General features: G+C 42.1%; 12 protein-coding genes. 11 read left to right on the top strand and 1 reads right to left on the bottom strand.

Features of this window, described 5'->3' with window-relative positions; translation table 11 throughout:
- The first annotated feature begins 297 nt into the window (after positions 1-297).
- The 6 genes from MKY17_RS24140 to MKY17_RS24115 all read left to right on the top strand — a co-directional run bounded on the left by MKY17_RS24140 (position 298) and on the right by MKY17_RS24115 (position 8,362).
- Positions 298-1,782, top strand: a complete 1,485-nt coding sequence (locus MKY17_RS24140) for a 4-hydroxyphenylacetate 3-hydroxylase N-terminal domain-containing protein (protein WP_098373061.1) — start codon at positions 298-300, stop codon at positions 1,780-1,782.
- Complete coding sequence (locus tag MKY17_RS24135; RefSeq protein WP_286177196.1) at positions 1,730-3,166, top strand: 4-hydroxyphenylacetate 3-hydroxylase N-terminal domain-containing protein; 1,437 nt, start codon at positions 1,730-1,732, stop codon at positions 3,164-3,166. The genes MKY17_RS24140 and MKY17_RS24135 overlap by 53 nt, the downstream gene beginning before the upstream one ends.
- A gap of 12 nt (positions 3,167-3,178) precedes the next feature.
- Positions 3,179-4,234: an LLM class flavin-dependent oxidoreductase gene (locus MKY17_RS24130; protein WP_098373062.1), complete on the top strand. Its 1,056-nt coding sequence runs from the start codon at positions 3,179-3,181 to the stop codon at positions 4,232-4,234.
- Between the two features lie 34 nt (positions 4,235-4,268).
- Positions 4,269-5,318, top strand: coding sequence for an LLM class flavin-dependent oxidoreductase (locus MKY17_RS24125; RefSeq protein ID WP_098373063.1), 1,050 nt, complete (start codon positions 4,269-4,271; stop codon positions 5,316-5,318).
- Positions 5,319-5,860: 542 nt separating this feature from the next.
- Complete coding sequence (locus tag MKY17_RS24120; RefSeq protein WP_339200951.1) at positions 5,861-7,273, top strand: LysM peptidoglycan-binding domain-containing protein; 1,413 nt, start codon at positions 5,861-5,863, stop codon at positions 7,271-7,273.
- Between the two features lie 303 nt (positions 7,274-7,576).
- Positions 7,577-8,362: a PhzF family phenazine biosynthesis protein gene (locus MKY17_RS24115; protein WP_098373064.1), complete on the top strand. Its 786-nt coding sequence runs from the start codon at positions 7,577-7,579 to the stop codon at positions 8,360-8,362.
- 62 nt (positions 8,363-8,424) lie between these two features.
- Here MKY17_RS24115 and MKY17_RS24110 read toward each other — a convergent pair whose 3' ends face one another.
- Positions 8,425-9,009, bottom strand: coding sequence for a LysE family transporter (locus MKY17_RS24110; protein ID WP_098373078.1), 585 nt, complete (start codon positions 9,007-9,009; stop codon positions 8,425-8,427).
- Positions 9,010-9,112: 103 nt separating this feature from the next.
- On the opposite strand from MKY17_RS24110, the gene MKY17_RS24105 reads away from it, so the two are divergent.
- The 5 genes from MKY17_RS24105 (at position 9,113) to sdaAA (ending at position 19,568) form a co-directional block, all read left to right on the top strand.
- Entirely contained in the window at positions 9,113-9,667 is a 555-nt protein-coding gene (locus MKY17_RS24105) for an XRE family transcriptional regulator (RefSeq protein ID WP_098373065.1), read from the top strand.
- Between the two features lie 824 nt (positions 9,668-10,491).
- The gene (locus tag MKY17_RS24100) at positions 10,492-13,302 is read left to right on the top strand and encodes a 5'-nucleotidase C-terminal domain-containing protein (protein ID WP_286177197.1); all 2,811 of its coding nucleotides are present in this window, start codon (positions 10,492-10,494) and stop codon (positions 13,300-13,302) included.
- 54 nt (positions 13,303-13,356) lie between these two features.
- On the top strand, positions 13,357-17,688 hold the full coding sequence (locus tag MKY17_RS24095) for an endonuclease (RefSeq protein WP_179891164.1): 4,332 nt from the start codon (positions 13,357-13,359) through the stop codon (positions 17,686-17,688).
- 301 nt (positions 17,689-17,989) lie between these two features.
- Positions 17,990-18,652: an L-serine ammonia-lyase, iron-sulfur-dependent subunit beta gene (gene sdaAB, locus MKY17_RS24090; RefSeq protein ID WP_098373863.1), complete on the top strand. Its 663-nt coding sequence runs from the start codon at positions 17,990-17,992 to the stop codon at positions 18,650-18,652.
- Positions 18,653-18,692: 40 nt separating this feature from the next.
- Complete coding sequence (gene sdaAA / locus MKY17_RS24085; RefSeq protein WP_339200947.1) at positions 18,693-19,568, top strand: L-serine ammonia-lyase, iron-sulfur-dependent, subunit alpha; 876 nt, start codon at positions 18,693-18,695, stop codon at positions 19,566-19,568.
- Positions 19,569-19,772: the final 204 nt, after the last annotated feature.

Here is a 19,772-nt window from a genome sequence, read left to right as displayed (position 1 = left end):
ATAAAAAAAGCATGAACAAGGTTTGTTCATGCCGCCGGTTATCCGGTAGGCTTTCATAGTATAGTTTTCCAATTGGAATAATTAAACTATAACAAGATTGTTGATTATTTATCAAGTATTATTTTTTTCTGGTTATTTTTGGGTAATTAGTAAAATCATACTTGACCAATTAATTTTATCGGATTATGATAATAAACATAAAAAAATAGCTTATCGGACAACCGAGAGCCCTTGTTAGGAGTCAGTTCCATACTCCTTCAAGGGCTTTTGTATTATCCAAGGAGGGGTTATTGCTTAATGAAGGTCAATAAAAGAAGCCGGCTTGCCGAAAGTTTGAAAGATGGAAGAACTGTTTGGCTTGATGGAAAGAAAATAGACGATCTATATGCCCATCATGCTTTCACAGGCACCTTAGACACATTAACACATTTGTTAGATATGCTGGATTCACCTGAGGAACAAAAGATTGTCGGGTATGAAAGTCCAAAAACAAAGGAATTTGTTCACAAATCTTTTCTTATCCCCAAAGATATGGATGAGCTGATTGCAAGAAGAAAGGCTTTTGAATTATGGTCGCGGAAAACTTATGGAGTGATGAGCCGATTATCTGATTATGCGAATTCGATGGTTACAGGCTACTACATTGATAGGGACTTCTTTAACCAATATGATTCAGGATTTTCCAAGAAAATCACGGAATACTATGAACAGGCCAGGGATGAACGACGTATTGTGATTCAGGCCATACTTGATCCTCAGATCGATAGGTCAAAGCCAGGTGATGAACAGGAAGATGCTTTATTGAAAGTCATAAAGGAAACGGAGGAAGGAATCGTTGTTAGAGGTGCGAAAATGATTGCTACCGCTTCCCCGTATGCACACGATGTCATCATCATGCCGCATCAGAAACTGACTCCTGATAAAACAGAGCAAGCAAATATGTGTATCATCCCATTGAATCTTCCTGGCCTGCAAATTGTCTGTCGTGAATCATTCGCCTCAAAAGATCAAAAGAAACATCCATTAAGTGCACAATTTGATGAAATGGACGCTGTTTTATTATTTGATGATGTGTTGATTCCTTGGGAACGTGTACTTATAAGGGGATCCGTAGAAGGGGTGTTTGAAGCGCAGCGGCACCAGCAATTAAACTGTCTCGCCCATCATCAAACGGTTGTCCGATTGCTGACGAAACTTCAATTCGTTGCAGGGGTGGCTACGGCCATCGCTCAATCTATCGGTGTCGATCAATTCTTGCAAGTGAAGGAGAAGCTTGGTGAACTATATACCCAAATCGATAGTATAGAGGCGTTGCTTATTGCCTCGGAGATTCAAGGATCACTAAACGAAAAGGGTGTTTATCTACCTGCTCTCGTACCCTTGCAAACGGCACGAAATCTTGGAACCCGCCATTATCCAAGAGCGATCGAGATTTTAAAACAAATCGGGGCAGGCGGTTTTATTCAGCTCCCTTCTACAACGATCGAGGACAGCAACGAACTCATTCCATTATTAGAAAAGTATTTTAGAGGAGCGAATGTCGATGCAGTCACTAAAACGTCTTTATTTCAAGTAGGATGGGAACTGATAGGAAGCACACTGGGATCGAGGCATGATCTGTATGAAAGGCTGTATACCGGGGATCCCATTCGAACCTTCGCTATGCAGTATGAAACCTATGATAAAGAGCCATTAAAACGAAGACTCCACCATTTTTTGGAGGAGGTAAATGGAAAGGGGAATCGTGATGATCGAAAACAATCGGTATCTTCAACGACTTAATGATGGGAGAAATATCTGGTTAGATGGAGATATCATCAAGAACGTAGGGGAACATCCTGCATTTAAAGGAACGGTCCATACGATTCAGTCATTGCTGGATTTACAAACAAAAACAGGCAGTAAATCCTTGCTGACATACAAGACGGAGGAAGGACTTGATGCGAACCTGTCATTCTTCGTTCCAAGGACACATGAGGATCTGGAAAAAAAACGTTTGGCGTATCAGCATTGGGCCGATCAGACTTTTGGAGTCATGAGCCGTCTATCTGAATATTCCCGTTCCATAATTACTGGTTGGTTCGCAAACCGTTCAGAGTATGAAGATGCACATCCAGGTTTTTCAGAAAAAATAGAAAGCTATTACTATCAATCCCGTAATCTTGATTTATTGTCAACAGTTGCAGGGCATGATCCACAAAAGGATCGCTCAAAAACATTAGTGGAAAAGAAACCGGGGATTTTACATATCAGCCGTAAAAATCGTGAAGGAATCTATGTTCGCGGTGCGAAAATGATTGCGACAGCTGCTCCATATGTTGATGAAATTTTAATCTTTTCCTATCACAAGAGAGGGGAAAATGAACGTGAATTCGCAAATGTTTTCTTTGTTCCTGTCAATGCCAAAGGTTTGCATATCGTTTGCAGGGAGTCGTTTGCTGATGAACGAGAGGAGGATCATCCGCTAAGTGCACGTTTTGACGAAATGGATGCCGTCTTGATTTTTGATGATGTATTCATCCCTTGGGAGCGGGTGCTTGTTCAAGAGGATCCTGAATTTGCATGGAAGCTTCGTTGTGATGCCCCTTCATCACTGCTTAGCCAGCATCAAACTGTAGTGAGGCTTGTCAGCAAACTGGAAAGTGTCGCAGCAATCGGAAATGAATTAGCGGAAACGGCTGGTGCTACACAATTTTTACATGTGAAAGAGAAGCTTGCAGAATTGATCATCCAGCTTGAAACCATTAAGGCATTACTACTCGCTGCGGAAAATAAAGCGAAAATGCATAATGGCATAATGCTTCCTGATCAAGATTTTTTAACGACGGCCAGAAATCTGGGAACGAGATTCTACCCAAGGGCATTGGAAATCATCCAGCAAATTGGTGCAGGAGGACTGTTACAGGTCCCATCCAGCTTGAAAGAATTGGAAGGTCCCATAGGTCCTTTGTTAAAAGAGTATTACCAGGGTACAGAGACATCTGCCGAGGATAGGACCCGATTAATTAAATTGTCGTGGGATTTATTAGGGAGTCCGCTTGCATCACGGCATGAATTATATGAACGATTTTATTCCGGTGACCCTGTCAGAACTTATGCTGCACAGTACACCAATTATAAAAAAAAGCAGAATCTCGTAGATTATGCTTATGAGATTTTAAAATAAGGAGGTTTTATAATGTCTGTGCATTTTTACTGGTATGTGCCTACAAATGGCGATGGAGAATACTTAGGACTAAACGAGCCACAGAGGAAACCCACTTTGGATTATATAGTAAATGTTGCTAAAGCGGCAGAAGAGGCTGGTTTTGAAGGAGTTTTGATTCCAACAGGCATTCCTTACCTAGATTCATGGATAGTGGGCTCGGCCATCATTCATCATACAAGAACGATCAAGCCATTGATCGCCTTTCGCCCAGGATTCATTGCTCCTACGGTTGCCGCAAAAATGGCCGCGACCCTTGACCAATTCTCGGAAGGGCGAATGCTTGTCAATGTAGTTACTGGAGGTTCGGCAAAAGAATTGGGGCAGGATGGTGACTTCGTTGAACATAATGAGCGATATGCCAGAACAGGTGAATTCCTTGATGTGGTACAAAAATCATGGACGGAAGAAAAGGTGAATCATATAGGAGACTATTTCACGGTCAGCGATGGAGTATTGAATCCAAGCATCCACCAAAGTCCGAATATTCCAATTTATTTCGGTGGTTCATCCGATGCAGCAAAGGAAATTGCCGCGAAATCTGCCGATGTTTATTTGCAATGGGGAGAACCAGCGGAGCAAATTGAACAACAAATCAATGATGTCAAACAGAGAGCCAGGAAGTATGGTAGGCAATTGGAATATGGTGTCAGGATTCATGTGATTGTTCGGGACGAGGAGAATGAGGCATGGGAAGCAGCGAGGAAAATAATAAGCAGAGCAGGCAGGGGATCTTTGGAAAATATGAATCATTATTATGAAACGACGGATTCGGTGGCTCAAAAGCGGATGAATGAATTAACGAAGAACAAGGAACGTTTTGGAAGATATGGTTGGTCGGGAATCGGGAAAATCAGAAAAGGAGCAGGCACAGCCATCGTAGGCACCCCTGAACAAGTGAGGGAAGGACTGCAAGAATATATCGATATTGGCGTAAAGCATTTTATCCTATCAGGTTTTCCACACTTGGAAGAGGCAGAAAGATTTGGGAGAACGGTGCGGCCATTATTTGGAGAAAAGGTTTTATGAGCAGGAAGATCCCGAAAACTAAGGAGGGAAGGATATGAAATTTTCAATCTGGGGAGCTAATTTATCCGGCGGTTTCTTACGGGCAAACGTAGAACAAAATACGGATGGAAGTATGGAATACAATCGTAAACTCGCAAAAATGGCAGACCAGCTACAAGTAGACTCCATCCTTTATGCAATTCGCTATGTTGGCAGTATTGGAGGTAGCTCGGCGGATAGAGGGCAACTGGATCCTTTATCGGTTATTACTGCTTTGGCAGGGGATACCGAAAACGTTCATTTCATTGCTGCGGTTTTACCGGGTTTCATTCATCCTGCAACCCTCGCTAAAGTAGGTTCGAGCATCGATATTATCTCAAAAGGGAGATTTCACATTAATTTGGTCAGCGGCTGGTTTAAAGAAGAACAAGAAATGTTTGGGATAGAATGGATTAAGCACGAAGAGCGATATAAACGTTCAAGGGAATACCTGGAGGTTTTAAAGGGATTGTGGACGACCGATCATTTTTCTTATCAAGGAGACTATTATCAAATCAATAATGCTATATTGGCACCGAAACCTATTCAAAAACCATATCCACCAATCTATCAAGGCGGGAATTCACAGGATTCCCAAGAGATGGCGGGGGAATTATCCGACTATTACTTTATGAATGGGGCTTCCATAATAGAGTTGCAAGAACAAATGGAATATGTGAAGGCTATAGCACGAAAGCATGGTCGTGAAGTGAAATTTGCCGTTAATGCTTTTGTCATTGCCAGAAAAACGGAAGAGGAGGCAAAAAGCGAATATCAGTATATTATCGAACGCGCAGACGATACGGCAATAGCACAGTTTAAAAACCGTAAAGATACAAAAGGAATGTGGAAAAATGCGACTTCAATTAGTGATTTTGTAGCCAATAATGAGGGATTCAGGACGGGGCTAATCGGCAGTTACGAATCGGTTGCGATCAAAATCCAGGAACTTCAAGCGATCGGAATCGATAAGATCCTATTAACTTTTCGGAATGCACTACAAGAATTACCGGACTTTTATAAAAACGTAAACAATCGTTTGGAATCAGAGTTCATAAAGAAATAAATATGGACAAGGAATGTTGGGTCTCAATCGAGGACACAGTATGGAACTTTGGGTGAATGGTAAAACACTGAAATACGAAAGACTGCCATATGGTGGTCTTTTTCATTTTAATGAGATAAAGAGAACTTAAAAACAAGACTAGATTATCTTTTACTGTTTTTTATGAAACCCTCAATGAATTGAAGAGAGTTTCCTTTGGATTCTCTGTATGCACCTAATAAATACGTTTCTCCTAATTTTAATTCTACTTTATCCTCCCCTATGGCATAATCCCATCCACTAAACACACAACAGAATGTATTTTGTCTATTTTTTGTTGGGGGTGAAGTTACATTAGGTGCATAAAGAAAACCTAAACGAGAACCATTAGTATTTATTATTCCAAATCCTGAATTTCCTTCCTCCACAATGGGGAACAAAAGTTATACGCAATAAGAGCGAAAAAACTAAGAATACTGGAATGTTGAACGCAAAAAAACATATTAGGGCTATCTAGGGAATAAAATGAAAGGAATATTTTGAAGGAAAGTGGGGCAGTGCATGTGAAAATCCATGTGGTGAATAGGGGGGATTCTTTGTGGGGAATTTCCCAGCAATATGGTGTCAGTACCAACAGAATTGTTCGGATCAATGGCCTTGAAAATCCAGATAAGCTGGTGATTGGCCTAGCACTTTTGATTCCTGATCCTTATCTTCAGTACAGGGTTCAGGAAGGGGATACTCTAAATAAAATCGCAAATCAGTTTGGAACTACGGTACAGGAAATCATGCAATCGAATCGCATCACAAATCCTTCTGCTATCTATCCAGGGCAGAGACTAACCATCCCGGTTATTTATCATACCGTAAGGGAACGAGATACCCTTTATGATATAGCAAGACGTTATGGAACGACAGTTCAAGCCATTATGCAGATGAATCGGATTACAGATCCGTCCAATATTCATATCGGACGGATAATAAGGATTCCCCAGAAACCAAAACCCATCATTGATGTAAATGGTTTTACAAATGTTTACGGGCAAGTAGGTGCGGAGCAGGTACGTGAAGTAGCCTACGATTTGACCTACGTAAGTCCATTTGGTTATAGAATGAGGAAAGATGGCAGCTTAGAAGTCATAGATGACACCCCGACGATACGGGCGGCACAGTCAACTGGCGTCATACCCATGATGTGCATAACGAATTTTTCCGCCACGGAAGCGGGAACTCAGCTTGCACATACGATACTTTCCGATTTAAGTTTAGTGGAAAAATTATTAACCAACGTCATAAATACGATGAAAAATAAAGGGTACCGTGGATTGAATATCGATTTTGAAAGTGTAGCACCAGAGGACCGTGATTTCTATAATCGCTTTCTCCAAAGAGCGGTGGATCGATTGCATCCTGAGGGCTACTTTGTGTCATCCTCCCTTGCCCCAAAAACTAGCGCCAATCAAAAGGGAGCATTAGTTGAGGCACATGATTATCCAGTTCATGGACGGCTGCTCGACTTCGTAGTGCTGATGACATATGAATGGGGTTACCGAAAGGGGCCGCCGCAGGCAATCTCTCCCATTAATGAAATAAAGCGTGTCCTTGACTATGCCGTAACGGCTATACCAACAAATAAAATCTTCATAGGATTTCAAATTTATGCACGGGACTGGCTTGTTCCTCATGAAGAGGGGCAGGAAGCAGAGACTTTCGACATGCAGGAAGCCATCAGACGCGCCGTCCAATATAATGCAGAAATAAAATATGACGAGACAGCTCAATCACCTTATTATAGGTACAAAGATAATCAGGGGCGCACACATGAAGTCTGGTTTGAGGATGCACGCAGTGCTAAAGCCAAATTCGACCTGGTGAAGAATTACAGGTCAAGGGGTCTCAGTTATTGGGTACTTGGTTATCCTTTTCCCCAGAATTGGGAACTGCTTGGGGATACATTTATTGTACGGAAACTGTAGGGTGTTTTTTTACAGCAACGTGGATCACACATAATAATATAGTGATGGACAGCTTTTTTTATAAAGCTGTCTATTTTTAGTGATTTCGAAATGCACTACAAGAATTACACGATTTTTATAACAACGTTAAAAATCGTTTGGAATCTGAGTCGATAAAGGGACTTAATCGAGGACGCCATATGGTGGTCTTTTTCATTTTAATGAGAACTCTTTAAAAACAAGGGAATGGTAATTCAAAAAAGGAAAAGGTCTCCTCATTGTGGAATTAGGAGACTAGAATATTACTTACCGGAGGTACATTTAATGGAATTAACCATCATTAATACGTTTACAGATCAACCTTTTAAAGGAAACCCTGCTGCTGTCTGCCTTCTTACCGGGGAAAGTGACAGCGAGTGGATGCAGCGAATGGCTAAAGAGATTAATATGCCTGTCACTGCGTTCATTCACCTTCATAAAGCTGAATGGCAGCTGCGTTGGTTCACACCTTTCATTGAAATCCCGATTTGTGGACATGGGACGCTGGCAAGCTCTTTCTTTTTGTGGGGTAAAGGATACACCCCAAGGGCTCGACCGATTGTCTATCAGACGAAAAGCGGGCTTCTCACTGCAAGATTCGTGGATGGAATGGTTCAATTGGAGTTCCCGTCATTAATCGAGCAGGAGACCGCTGCCCCTGAATTACTGATAAAAGCTTTAGGTGTTGTGCCTGTGTATGTTGGACAAAACAAATGGGATTATCTAGTCGAAGTTCAATCAGAGGAAATCGTAAGGAATATAAAGCCGGATATAGATTCCATTGCCCAATTGCCGATTCGGGGAATCATTGTAACGAGTCGATCGGATAGCAGTGAATATGATTTCGTTTCACGTTTCTTTTCCCCTGCCCAAGGCCTTGACGAAGATCATGTAACGGGCTCGGCCCATTGTTGCCTGGGACCATATTGGAAAAGAAAGCTGGACAAAAGTATTTTTATAGCCTATCAGGCATCGGAAAGAGGAGGACTATTGAAGGTTGAAGTAACGGAAGACACAGTTAAACTTTCTGGCCATGCCGTGACAATATTCGAAGGAAACTTAAACATTTAATGCAGGGGGAGGGAGGCTTGGTGCAATCCTTCTTAATGAAGGATCGCGCCCGTTGCCCTTTTTCATTGTACAAGAATCGAAATGGCACTATACACCAATAACAAAGCCATGACTACATTAAACTGACTTCTATACTTTGATAAAAACGATTGAAAAACCGAACCGAACATACTCCAACAGAACGTACTCATAAAACCGACAAAAGCCAGAAATAATGAAAAGAATAGTAAGCTGAAATTTGAAGAGTGATAAGGTAGGATGAAGGTCGATATTGCCGTGATGCCATAAAGAATGCCTTTTGGATTTATGAATTGTAAAAGCATGCCCGCTATAAAACTGTTGTTCTTGTCATCTTTATCGTCTTTAGCTTTATTTGAACTTGAAATGATTTTTATGGCCAGATATAGCATATAGATTGCACCTAGGATAGTCATGATAAATTCAATCTTCGGTATGAAATTTTCAAGCAAAACATTAAAATAACTACACAATAACATGATTACAAAAAAACCGGCACCTACCCCGAAACAAAATTTAATCGTATTTTTTAACCCGTACTTGTTAGCAAATAGCATTGCCATGATGTTATTTGGACCTGGAGTGAAACTTGTAACGAAAACAAATAGTAAAAAAGATAGTAAATGCATGGTTGACTCTCCTTTGTATGCTATAATGACCAAAAGTGACATTATAACGACTTCCTTTTTATTGTACAATGCCGACGTTATATTGTAAATAAGGAGCATTTTTATGGAAGAAATAAATTTTATTATTGCTAACAATTTAAAAGCCATCAGGGAAAGTAAGAAATTAAGTCTGGAAAAGGTTGCAGAATTAACTGGAGTAAGTAAAACGATGATCGGACAAATAGAAAGGGGAGGATCGAGCCCTACGATTACAACAATTTGGAAAATAGCCAATGGATTGAAGATTTCATTTTCTTCATTAATAAATAGCCCGCAGCCGGATACAAAAATCATTTTAAAAAGTGAAATTCAATCTTTAACTGAAGATAACGGCAAATATCGAGTTTATCCCCACTTCCCCTTTGAAGATGAGAAGCGCTTTGAAGTATATTCAGTCGAGATAGAAAAAGGTGGATTCTTAAGTTCCGATTCGCATAGGGAAGGAACGGAAGAGTACATAACAGTTTTTGAAGGGGAACTGACTGTACGTGTAAATAACGAAGAATATACAGTAAGGAATGGTGATTCTATCAGATTCAAGGCTGACAGACCGCATGCCTACCATAATTCAGGAGAAACAATAACTCGATTAAGCATGATCCTGTATTATCCAACTTAAAAGCCTGTTTAGTAATGTTGATCCTCTATTCGAAGCATACTTGAGTATCGGCAAGGCACTTCCCTCAACCATTAAGGTGGAATTTTTGACAAGGGCATCGTAATTGATGCTCTTTTTTGTTTTTTTGAGGTTTTGCAAAATTACGTTGATTGGAACGTAGGGCACTCGCTTTCCGCGGGCGGTCCGGGAGCCTCCTCGGCGCCCTTTGCGCCTGCGGGGTCTCCCTTGGACGCGTTTTTCCCGCAGGAGTCTCGTACCTTCCGTTCCAATCAACTGGAATGTTTTTTTATAAAAACCGTAGCTGATCTCATCCCGAACCACGCTTAAGACTAGTTTATACCACATGATTTTTCACTGTTTTATATAAGATGAATACTCATTGAATTGAAGAAATTAGCGACACTCCTGCCGAATAACTGGCTAGCCGAGACCTCTACAGTCTGGGTGAGATTTAAATCGCTCTCTTTTTTTTGCTTTTCGACAAATCAGGTATAAAGACCATGAGTGGTCACGAGGTAAATCAGAACTATTTTACCATTAAATCATTTTATTGATATATCATCTATCAAATAATGGGTATTTTGGGGTGATTGTAATGATAATATTCTGTTAATATTCCGTGTTGTATTGTAAATTTGTTTTAAAATTGGATTATTTTGTTGTAATATAGGAGATACACGAATCTTTAGAGGAAAAAAGTAGGGTGGATTTGTGTATGGATAAGTAAATTTGTCGGGATTCAATTTTTGGGAAATTGTGTAAATTCTATGGATAAGTTAGCAGAATGTTATGTCAGTATATAACTTATGGGGGGATTAACTATAATGGGGAAAAAGAAAATCGTAAAAATTGCATCAGCTACCATAATGGCTGCGACAACGATCGTAGCGGTAGCGCCGGCACCTTCTGATGCTGCCACTAGCCTGAATAGTAAAATCAAAACGGCCAAGGCCGCCATCAAAAAACCATTCGATACCTATTTTTACACTTCTAAACTCGCTTCAGTGTCCACTGTTGAAAAACAAATCAAATCTGCTAAACAAGCAAAAAAAGACATCAACTCTACCATTAAAAAATCAATGTTAAGCAAAAAAGAAAAAGATGCCAAATACAAAGAAATCGAAGCTTATGATAAGTACATCACTCGTTCAGAAGGCTATGTAAAAGGATATAAAGCGGCTGAGAAAGCAAAAGCTGCACATGGCAAATCGATTGGCGCCCTTACGAATGCCATCCTTGCCAAGAAATCAATAGATATCAGGAATCAATACGAGGCACTGGATAAAGCCGTGAAAAAGGCAGATAAAGATATTAAAGATACTGTTTACGGTGCGAAAATCGAAAAGCTCCTATACGATAAATTCACTAAATCGACCAAAACAGCTTTGAACGGTGACCTGAAAGTTCCGTACTACTATGAAAAAGCTGAATACTGGGTGAAGAAAGGTGATTTAAAGACCGCGGACAAGCGGATGCAAACGGTTTCTTCGCAGTTGAAAAAGGTCAGCAAAACATCCAAGCTCGGAAAAGCCATACATGCCTATGTTAAAGAAGTGAAAGGTAAGTATGATGATGCGGTATATGCAGAAAAGAAAAAAGAAGTGGCAAAACGGGTCAATGCCTATGTAGCTCTTGCCAATGGGGAACTTAAAACGAAAGAACAGATAAATGCAGCTAAAAAGGCGAAAGCAGCCATTAATTTAAATGGAATCAAGGAGTCGGACAGAAAGGAATTCCTGGCGAAAATGGCATTGGCGGATAAGAAAGTTGCCGCAGCCGAAGAAGCCTTGAAAAATCCAGCGAAGGCGATCACCCTTTCCTTGATGCATACGAATGATACGCATGCCCACTTGGACAATGTGGCAAAAAGGGTGACGGCTGTTAAGGAAGTGCGTAAGAGTAAGCCGCAAGCTCTTTTGGTAGATGCTGGTGACGTATTCTCGGGAACTCTTTATTTTAATGAATTCAAGGGGCAAGCGGATCTTCGCTTCATGAATTTAATGAAATATGACGTCATGACATTCGGGAATCATGAGTTTGATTTGGGATCAAGCGCCGAAGGGCATCAAGCTTTGGCTGACTTCATAAAAGGGGCAAAGTTCCCATTTGTCAGTTCGAATGTAGACTTCTCCAAAGATGATAAGTTCAAGGGGCTTTTCTCGGACTTGATTTCAAGTAAGCCAGAGCAAGGGAAGATATACAATGGGATCGTAAAACAAGTGGATGGCCAAAAGGTAGGGTTCTTCGGGCTTACAACTGAAGAGACGAAAGATATTTCAAGTCCTGGAAGTATAGAATTCGAAAACTATCTTGAAGAAGCCGAAAAAGCGGTCAAGGCGTTCAAAGGCATGGGAGTCAATAAGATAGTTGCCGTATCCCATATTGGTTACGATGACAATGCGGCTTATGACAATGATTTAACATTGGCTGCTAAGGTCAAGGGCATCGACGTGATCGTGGGCGGACATAGCCATACGCAGTTAGACGCCCCCGTTGTTGTTGACAAAGATGATAAAGGGAAAACGAAAGAGCCGACTGTCATCGTTCAAGGATATCAGTATAGCGATTATTTAGGAACGATCGATGTGAATTTCGATAAGGATGGCAAGATTGTCGGACAAGCCGGTAAGCTGATTAAGCTTTCTGAAAAACAGGATGATGCCGAAGCGGCAAAAGTGCTCGAAACATACTCCTCGAAAATTAAGGAGCTGAAGGAAACGAAGACTGGTGCAACAGCTGTGAAAGCCTTGGAAACACCGCGTGATGCAGGAGATGAGACGAAGCCGAGTGTTCGTAAAAATGAAACGGAACTGGGCAATTTAATTACGGATGGAATGCTAAGTAAAGCGAAAGAATTCAATAAGGATACGGTCATAGCCTTCCAAAATGGCGGGGGCATCCGCGCTGGCATCGATCAAGGTGAGATCACTTTAGGGGAAATCCTAACCGTTTTACCGTTTGGGAATACGTTAGCGACGATGAAGCTTACGGGTGCAGAAATCAATGAAGCATTAGAGCATAGTGTAAGCCTCGCTCCTAAGGAAAATGGCGGTTTCCTGCATGTTTCCGGAATGAAATTCAGCTACGACAGTTCTAAGGAAGCAGGCAATCGTGTCACAAAGGTTGAAGTCCTTGGACAAGATGGAACCTATTCCGAATTGGATGCAGCGAAGGAATATGTCGTGGCGACCAATGCTTTTACAGCCAAGGGCGGAGATGGATTCACCGTTTTCAAGAAGGCTTATGAAGAAGGAAGAGTGACGGATATCGGACTCGCTGATTGGGAGAATTTACGAGATTATGTAGGCGGGCTGAAAACTGTCGATCCAAGCATTGAAGGACGCATCAAAGATGTTGCCGGAAGCAATACAGATCCGACTGTCGTATTGGCTAAAGACTTTGGCGGAACGGCTGATGCCCCAAAAACACATGAAGGTAATGTAGTTGTAGACATCACGGATATTGCTTCATTGGAAAATGCAGTCGTTAAAGGGAATCTTACATTAACAGGAACTCCTCCGGATGACTTTACTTTTTCACAGGTTACGGTCGAGGGTAATTTGGATTTATCGGGACTTAACGGTAAGACCGTGAGCATGAGCGGTGTCACGGTGAATGGCGAAACCATTCTTTAAGCGGTATTCAAATGATTGCTGAGCCTGCGAAAAAAAGTTGGAGGGGTTGAGATCTTGAAGAAGAACGGGGTAAGCAAGCTTTTCTTTGCCATACTGATTGTGCTGTCAACGGTTTTGCCAAATGCAGCCGCTGCAAAAGCGGAAGGGACAATATCGGTAATGGAAGCGATTAATAATAACAGCGGAACGGCGACAGTGAAGGGATATATCGTCGGTACAGCTAAAAGCGGTACAAGCTATCAGCAAACATCGCCTTTTACTGAAAGTACCAACATAGGTATTGCGGATAGTCCGGATGAAAAAGATGTTAAGAAAATCATGCCTGTCCAGCTTCCAGCCGGAAATATCCGAACGGCTTTGAATTTGGTCGAACATCCGGAATTACTTAAAGCTCAGGTGACGATTACAGGGAAGCTGGAAAAGTACTTTTCAGTACCCGGCCTGAAATCCGCAACGGATTACACGATAATCACTGATGGAGGAACAACTCCTGAACAGCCTGATGTGAAGGTTCTGGACTCCATTGCCGAGGCGCGCACGAATACCGAAGATGTAGTGCAGGTCGATGGAGTGGTCACCACAGGGCTTGGTTATTGGGGAGGAAAAGGCTTTTATATCCAAGATGAAACGGCGGGGCTATATGTTTATGGTTCTTCCTGGCCTGAGGATGTAAAGCAAGGGGATAAGGTTACTTTAATCGGAAAAGTATCCGCTTATAATAAGGAATTGCAAATCCAACCAACCTCCCTTGAAGTGGTTTCTTCCGGGAATGAACTTCCTGAAATCCAAAAAATTGATGCATCTGGGGTCAATGAGGAAACACAAGGTGAGCTGGTCACCATTGAAAAAGCGACCATTACAGAATTGGCTGCATCGGGAACATACGGAACATTCGAATTCAAGGCGGAAGATACTGAAGGGAAATCTGTTATCGTTCGCCATGATAACCGGACCGGTTCGAGTTATGAAGAGTTCGTGAGGAACTTTAAAGTAGGGGATGTCATTTCCGTAACCGGGATCGGATCAAAGTTCAATGACACGTATCAGTTGAAGCCGCGTGGCATTGAAGATTATGAACTGGTGAACAAACCAGCAGTATACACGGATATTTTCCCTGGTACGGTTAGTGAAAATACAAAAGTATCACTTGAATCTGGCTGGGAAGAAGCGAAAATCCATTATACGCTGGATGGAACCTCACCGACTTCTTCAAGTGCCTTGTACACAGAACCGATCATTTTAACGAAAGATACTGTCATCAAGGCAATCGCTGTCAACGATAAGACATCGGAAGTTTTCACTTTTGCCTATACCGTTACCAAAACCAATGAAGTGAAGATTCGTGACATTCAGGGGATGAATCATTTTTCATCATATGAAAATCAACTCGTCTCAGGTGTGGAAGGTGTCGTCACTTATGTAAAGGATGCGAATAACTTTTATATGCAAGATCCCAACCCGGATAAGGACTTAACGACTTCCGAGGGAATACTTGTGTACAACAAAGCACATGGTCTGAAAGCGGGAGATCATGTCAAAGTGGCAGGTAAAGTCGCTGAGTGGTATATCGAAGGATACGCTGAAATGAAAACGACGGATCTGCCAACAACTGAATTGACCAATACGACGATTGAAAGGCTTGGCACTGCAGCGATTCCAGAACCGATCGTCATCGGAAAAGATGTCATTCCGCCTTCCGAGAACATCGATGATGATAGATTGACAGATTTTAATCCGAGCGAAGACGGCATTGATTTCTACGAGAGTCTGGAAGGAATGCTCGTTCAAGTATATAACCCGAAAGTGGTCGCTCCTCAAGACTATGGTGAATTGGTCGTGATTCCAGGGAATATGGAAACGACGACTGCAGTTGGGGGCGTCAAAATAACGGAAACGGATTTCAATCCTGAAAGAATTACCCTGGATATAAATGATGAATCATTTGCAGCGAAAACGGGTGATTTCTTTGATGGCTCGGTCACGGGTGTCATCAGCTATGGATATAGCAATTATAGGGTAGTGACGGATAAAGCCCAGCTGCCTGCGTTAAAGGATGGCGGAACGGCCCGGGAAGTGACATCCTTAGAGAAGGATGCTGATAAGCTATCGATCGCTTCCTATAATATCGAGAATTTTTCCACTCAAACAGCTAATTCTAAAGTCGAAACGATTGCAACATCCATCATTACCAATCTTAAACAACCCGATATCATCGGCGTAACGGAAATGCAAGATAATGATGGGGCAACGGATAGCGGGACAACGGATTCTGCTCAAAGTGCCAAGAAGTTAACCGACAAAATAAAAGAGCTGGGCGGACCGCAATATCAATACATCGATATCGCTCCAGAAGATAAACTTGATGGCGGGGCACCCGGCGGTAATATCCGCGTAGGCTTTTTATATAATGTCGACCGTGTCCAATTGACTGAAGGAACGAAAGGAACGGCAACACAGTCCGTGGGCTTCAAAGCTGGAAAACTTACCTTGAACCCTGGACGAATTGAGCCTACCGATCCCGCCTTCACTTCAAGCAGGAAGCCTTTAGCCGCTCAATTCGAATTTAAAGGCGAAAGCGTAGTGGTGGTGGCCAATCATTTTAATTCCAAGGGCGGTGACCAGCCTTTATTCGGCAAAAACCAGCCTCCTGTCCTTTCAAGTGAAACGCAAAGGCTTCAAATTGCCTCCATTGTCAATCGGTTTGTCAGTGATATCAAGTCACAGGATGCCAAAGCGAATGTCGTCTTGCTTGGAGACTTTAATGATTTTGAATTTTCGGCTCCGCTAAAAACATTAAAGGGCAATGTTCTAACCAATATGATCGAGAAAGTCCCTTTTGAAAAACGTTATTCTTACACATATCAAGGCAATTCACAAGTACTGGACCATATCCTTGTATCGAATAATATGGCTGAGGCGACAAAAGTCGATATTATCCATATTAACTCATCCTTCATGGAAGCTCATGGAAGGGCTAGCGATCATGACCCTGTACTAATCTCAACCTCTTTATCTGGATCAGGCGGAGTTGAAACTCCTGCTCCAGAAAAAACGTATAATTTTACAAACGTTAAAACAAAAAGACTTACGATTGCTTCACCTAGTGTTTTGATCGATCTTGATGAAACATCCAACATCGAAGAAGGTATCTGGTTAAAAGGTTCATATGCTGTACTCAAAGGCCTTGGGCTGAAGAATGCTGCAGTGACGATAAAACCGGATAAGGAAGGCGCAATCATCGATTTTGGAGGCATGGCGGTGAAGGAAGTTATCATCGATAACGCCAATGTAAAAGAAATCAGGGGCGCTGAAAATGTTCAGAAGTGGACGGTAACAGAAGGTGTCGACACATCGAATATCAAGTTTGTCAATTCGAAAGGGGAAGCGATTGCTTCCCCTTTCGACCCTAAAGAAAATCATGCGCCAGTCGTATCGAAAAACCTGGAAAATCTTGAAGTGAAAGCCGGTTCCAAGGTCACCATCGATTTGAGTGAGCACTTCTCAGATCCAGATGGAGATGAACTTACCTTTTCATCCACTATCGGTACGGTCGCCGGCCAGACATTAACCCTTCCTGCAAATGAAGCAGGAACATACCTTGTCGCAGTCAAGGCCGAGGACCAGCAATCGGAAGCGGTTGCCCGTTTCACGTTGACCGTATCGAATGATAAGCCGCTTGAAGCTTATTACGAAACGGCGGCAGGAAAAACGGGAACGGAATTGAAATCTGTTCTGCACTCGATAATTAAGGGGCATACGATGTTATCTTATGATCAAGTGTGGAATGCCCTTAAAGAAACGGATGAAGATCCGGTGAACAAACAGAATGTTATCTTGCTTTACTCTGGAAAATCCATCTCGAAGAACGCGAATGGGGGCAATACCGGACAATGGAACCGTGAACATGTTTGGGCAAAGTCCCACGGTGATTTTGGGACAAGCAAAGGTCCCGGGACAGACCTTCATCACCTCCGTCCCGCTGATGTAACAGTGAATGGTAAACGGGGCCACCTTGATTTCGACGAGGGCGGTCAAACATATAGTGGATGTGAATGTAAGTTTGATTCAGATTCATGGGAGCCGCCAGATCGTGTTAAAGGCGATATAGCAAGGATGTTATTTTACATGGCCGTCCGATATGAAGGAGACGGCGAGTTGGATCTTGAATTATCCGATACAGTCAATACGTATCCTAAGCCGCTTCATGGAAAGCTATCGACACTTTTGAAATGGAATGAACTCGATCCAGTCGACGAATTCGAGAGCCATCGCAATGATGTCATTCATGACTGGCAAAATAACCGCAATCCATTCATCGACCATCCTGAATGGGCATCCGAAATTTGGGGTGCCGCTAAATCCATCGATGAGAAAAAGGCAAGTTAAAATCGGAGATAGAAGGGAAAGCAGCCTGTTGGCTGCTTTTTTCATGCTTTTCTACAAATTTAATGATTAAAAGATTAATTATCTTAATATACTGAAAAATCAAATATTGATTTCGCGTTAAATGATAAATATTTTGGTATGTATGTTATGTAATATATGTTAATATGGGATATACAATGAAAGGGTTTTCATTGCAGGAATGATAAAAATATTTTAATATAGTAATTATGCCGCTTTTTGATCTTCATTCACCCTGAAAAGACGGTTAAAAAATATATTGCCAGAAATGGGGCATTACACGATGAAATACAGATCTGCATTCGATATAATCGGTCCCGTCATGATTGGACCTTCAAGCTCACATACAGCAGGAGCTGCCAGAATTGGCAGAGTAGCACGGACATTATTCGGAAAGCAACCGAAGAAAGCCATCATTTCTTTATATGGCTCTTTTGCAAAAACATTCAGGGGACACGGTACAGATGTCGCTGTGGTAGGCGGGATATTGGATTTCGATACGGATGATGAACGAATCCCTGCCTCTTTAACGATAGCGGAAGAAGCTGGCATGGAAGTTACCTTTACAATCGAGGATACGGTGATGGATCACCCTAATACAGTCAAGATCAGACTGTTCGACGAAGATAAAGAATTGGAACTTGTTGGGATCTCGATTGGCGGCGGAACGATAGAAATAACGGAATTGAATACGTTCAAGCTTAAATTGTCGGGTGAAAACCCAGCCATTTTAGTCGTGCATAACGATGTGTTTGGAATCATATCCTCCGTTTCGACAGTATTGGCGAATCATGAAATTAACATTGGACATATGGAAGTTTCACGAAAAGAAAAAGGTCAAATGGCCCTCATGGTGATTGAAGTCGATCAGAAAATCAAGGGTGATGTCATGAAGGAAATTGAAGGATTGGAAAACGTGTCGCAAGTCATAAGAATGGTTGAATAATAATCAGTAAAAGTGTTGGCATAGATATGGAGGTAAAAACATGTTCCGAAATGTAGCAGAGTTGGTTGAACTTGCTGAAAGTAAACATGTAAAAATCGCGGAAATCATGATTTTACAAGAAATGGAGTTCTCGAGCCTGTCGAGAGAACAGATCATTGAAAAGATGGACAGGAATTTGACAGTGATGGAACAAGCGGTGGAAAGAGGCCAGAAAGGTGTGCAATCCGTTACAGGCCTAACGGGCGGGGATGCCGTTCTTTTGCAAAATTATATCAAGTCAGGCAAGGCGCTCGCAGGCGATTTATTATTGGATGCCGTCAGTAAAGCTGTTGCGACGAACGAAGTGAATGCAGCAATGGGAATGATTTGTGCCACTCCGACTGCCGGTTCGGCAGGCGTTGTTCCCGGGACATTATTTGCTGTGAAAGAAAAATTAAACCCGACCCGAGCAGAGATGATCGAATTTCTTTTCACTTCCGCTGCCTTCGGTTTCGTGGTCGCAAACAACGCTTCCATTTCTGGAGCGGCTGGTGGCTGCCAAGCAGAAGTGGGCTCGGCAAGTGGCATGGCCGCAGCTGCGATAGTAGAACTGGCCGGCGGTACACCGAGCCAAGCCGCAGAAGCGATGGCGATCACATTGAAAAATATGCTTGGACTGGTTTGTGATCCAGTGGCTGGATTGGTTGAAGTTCCTTGCGTGAAACGTAACGCAATGGGTGCCTCCAACGCGATAACGGCAGCTGATATGGCACTTGCAGGCATTACTAGCCGCATTCCATGTGACGAAGTTATCGACGCCATGTATAAAATAGGATTGACCATGCCGGTTGCACTTCGCGAAACGGCAGAGGGCGGGCTGGCTGCGACTCCTACTGGGCGTAGATTGGCAAAGGAAATTTTCGGTTCATATAAATAAACATTCAGTCCCATTAACAACAGGTTTGTTAATGGGACTTTTAATTTGTCATCAACCTGCTCTTTTTGTAAATGAAAAAAGGGAATTAGAGGAAGATGGAGGGATTTGGCGTTTATGTACACGGAGATAGAAATAGCTGTTGAAAAATCTGAATTATCAGTGAATATGGAGCCATAGCAACTTTGTGAGTTATCACTAACAATG

This window comes from Peribacillus sp. FSL P2-0133 (genome assembly GCF_037975445.1).
Classification (GTDB): Bacteria; Bacillota; Bacilli; order Bacillales; family DSM-1321; genus Peribacillus; species Peribacillus simplex_E.
Note: the sequence above shows the minus strand (reverse complement) of the source record. Positions and strands in the feature narration are given on the sequence as shown.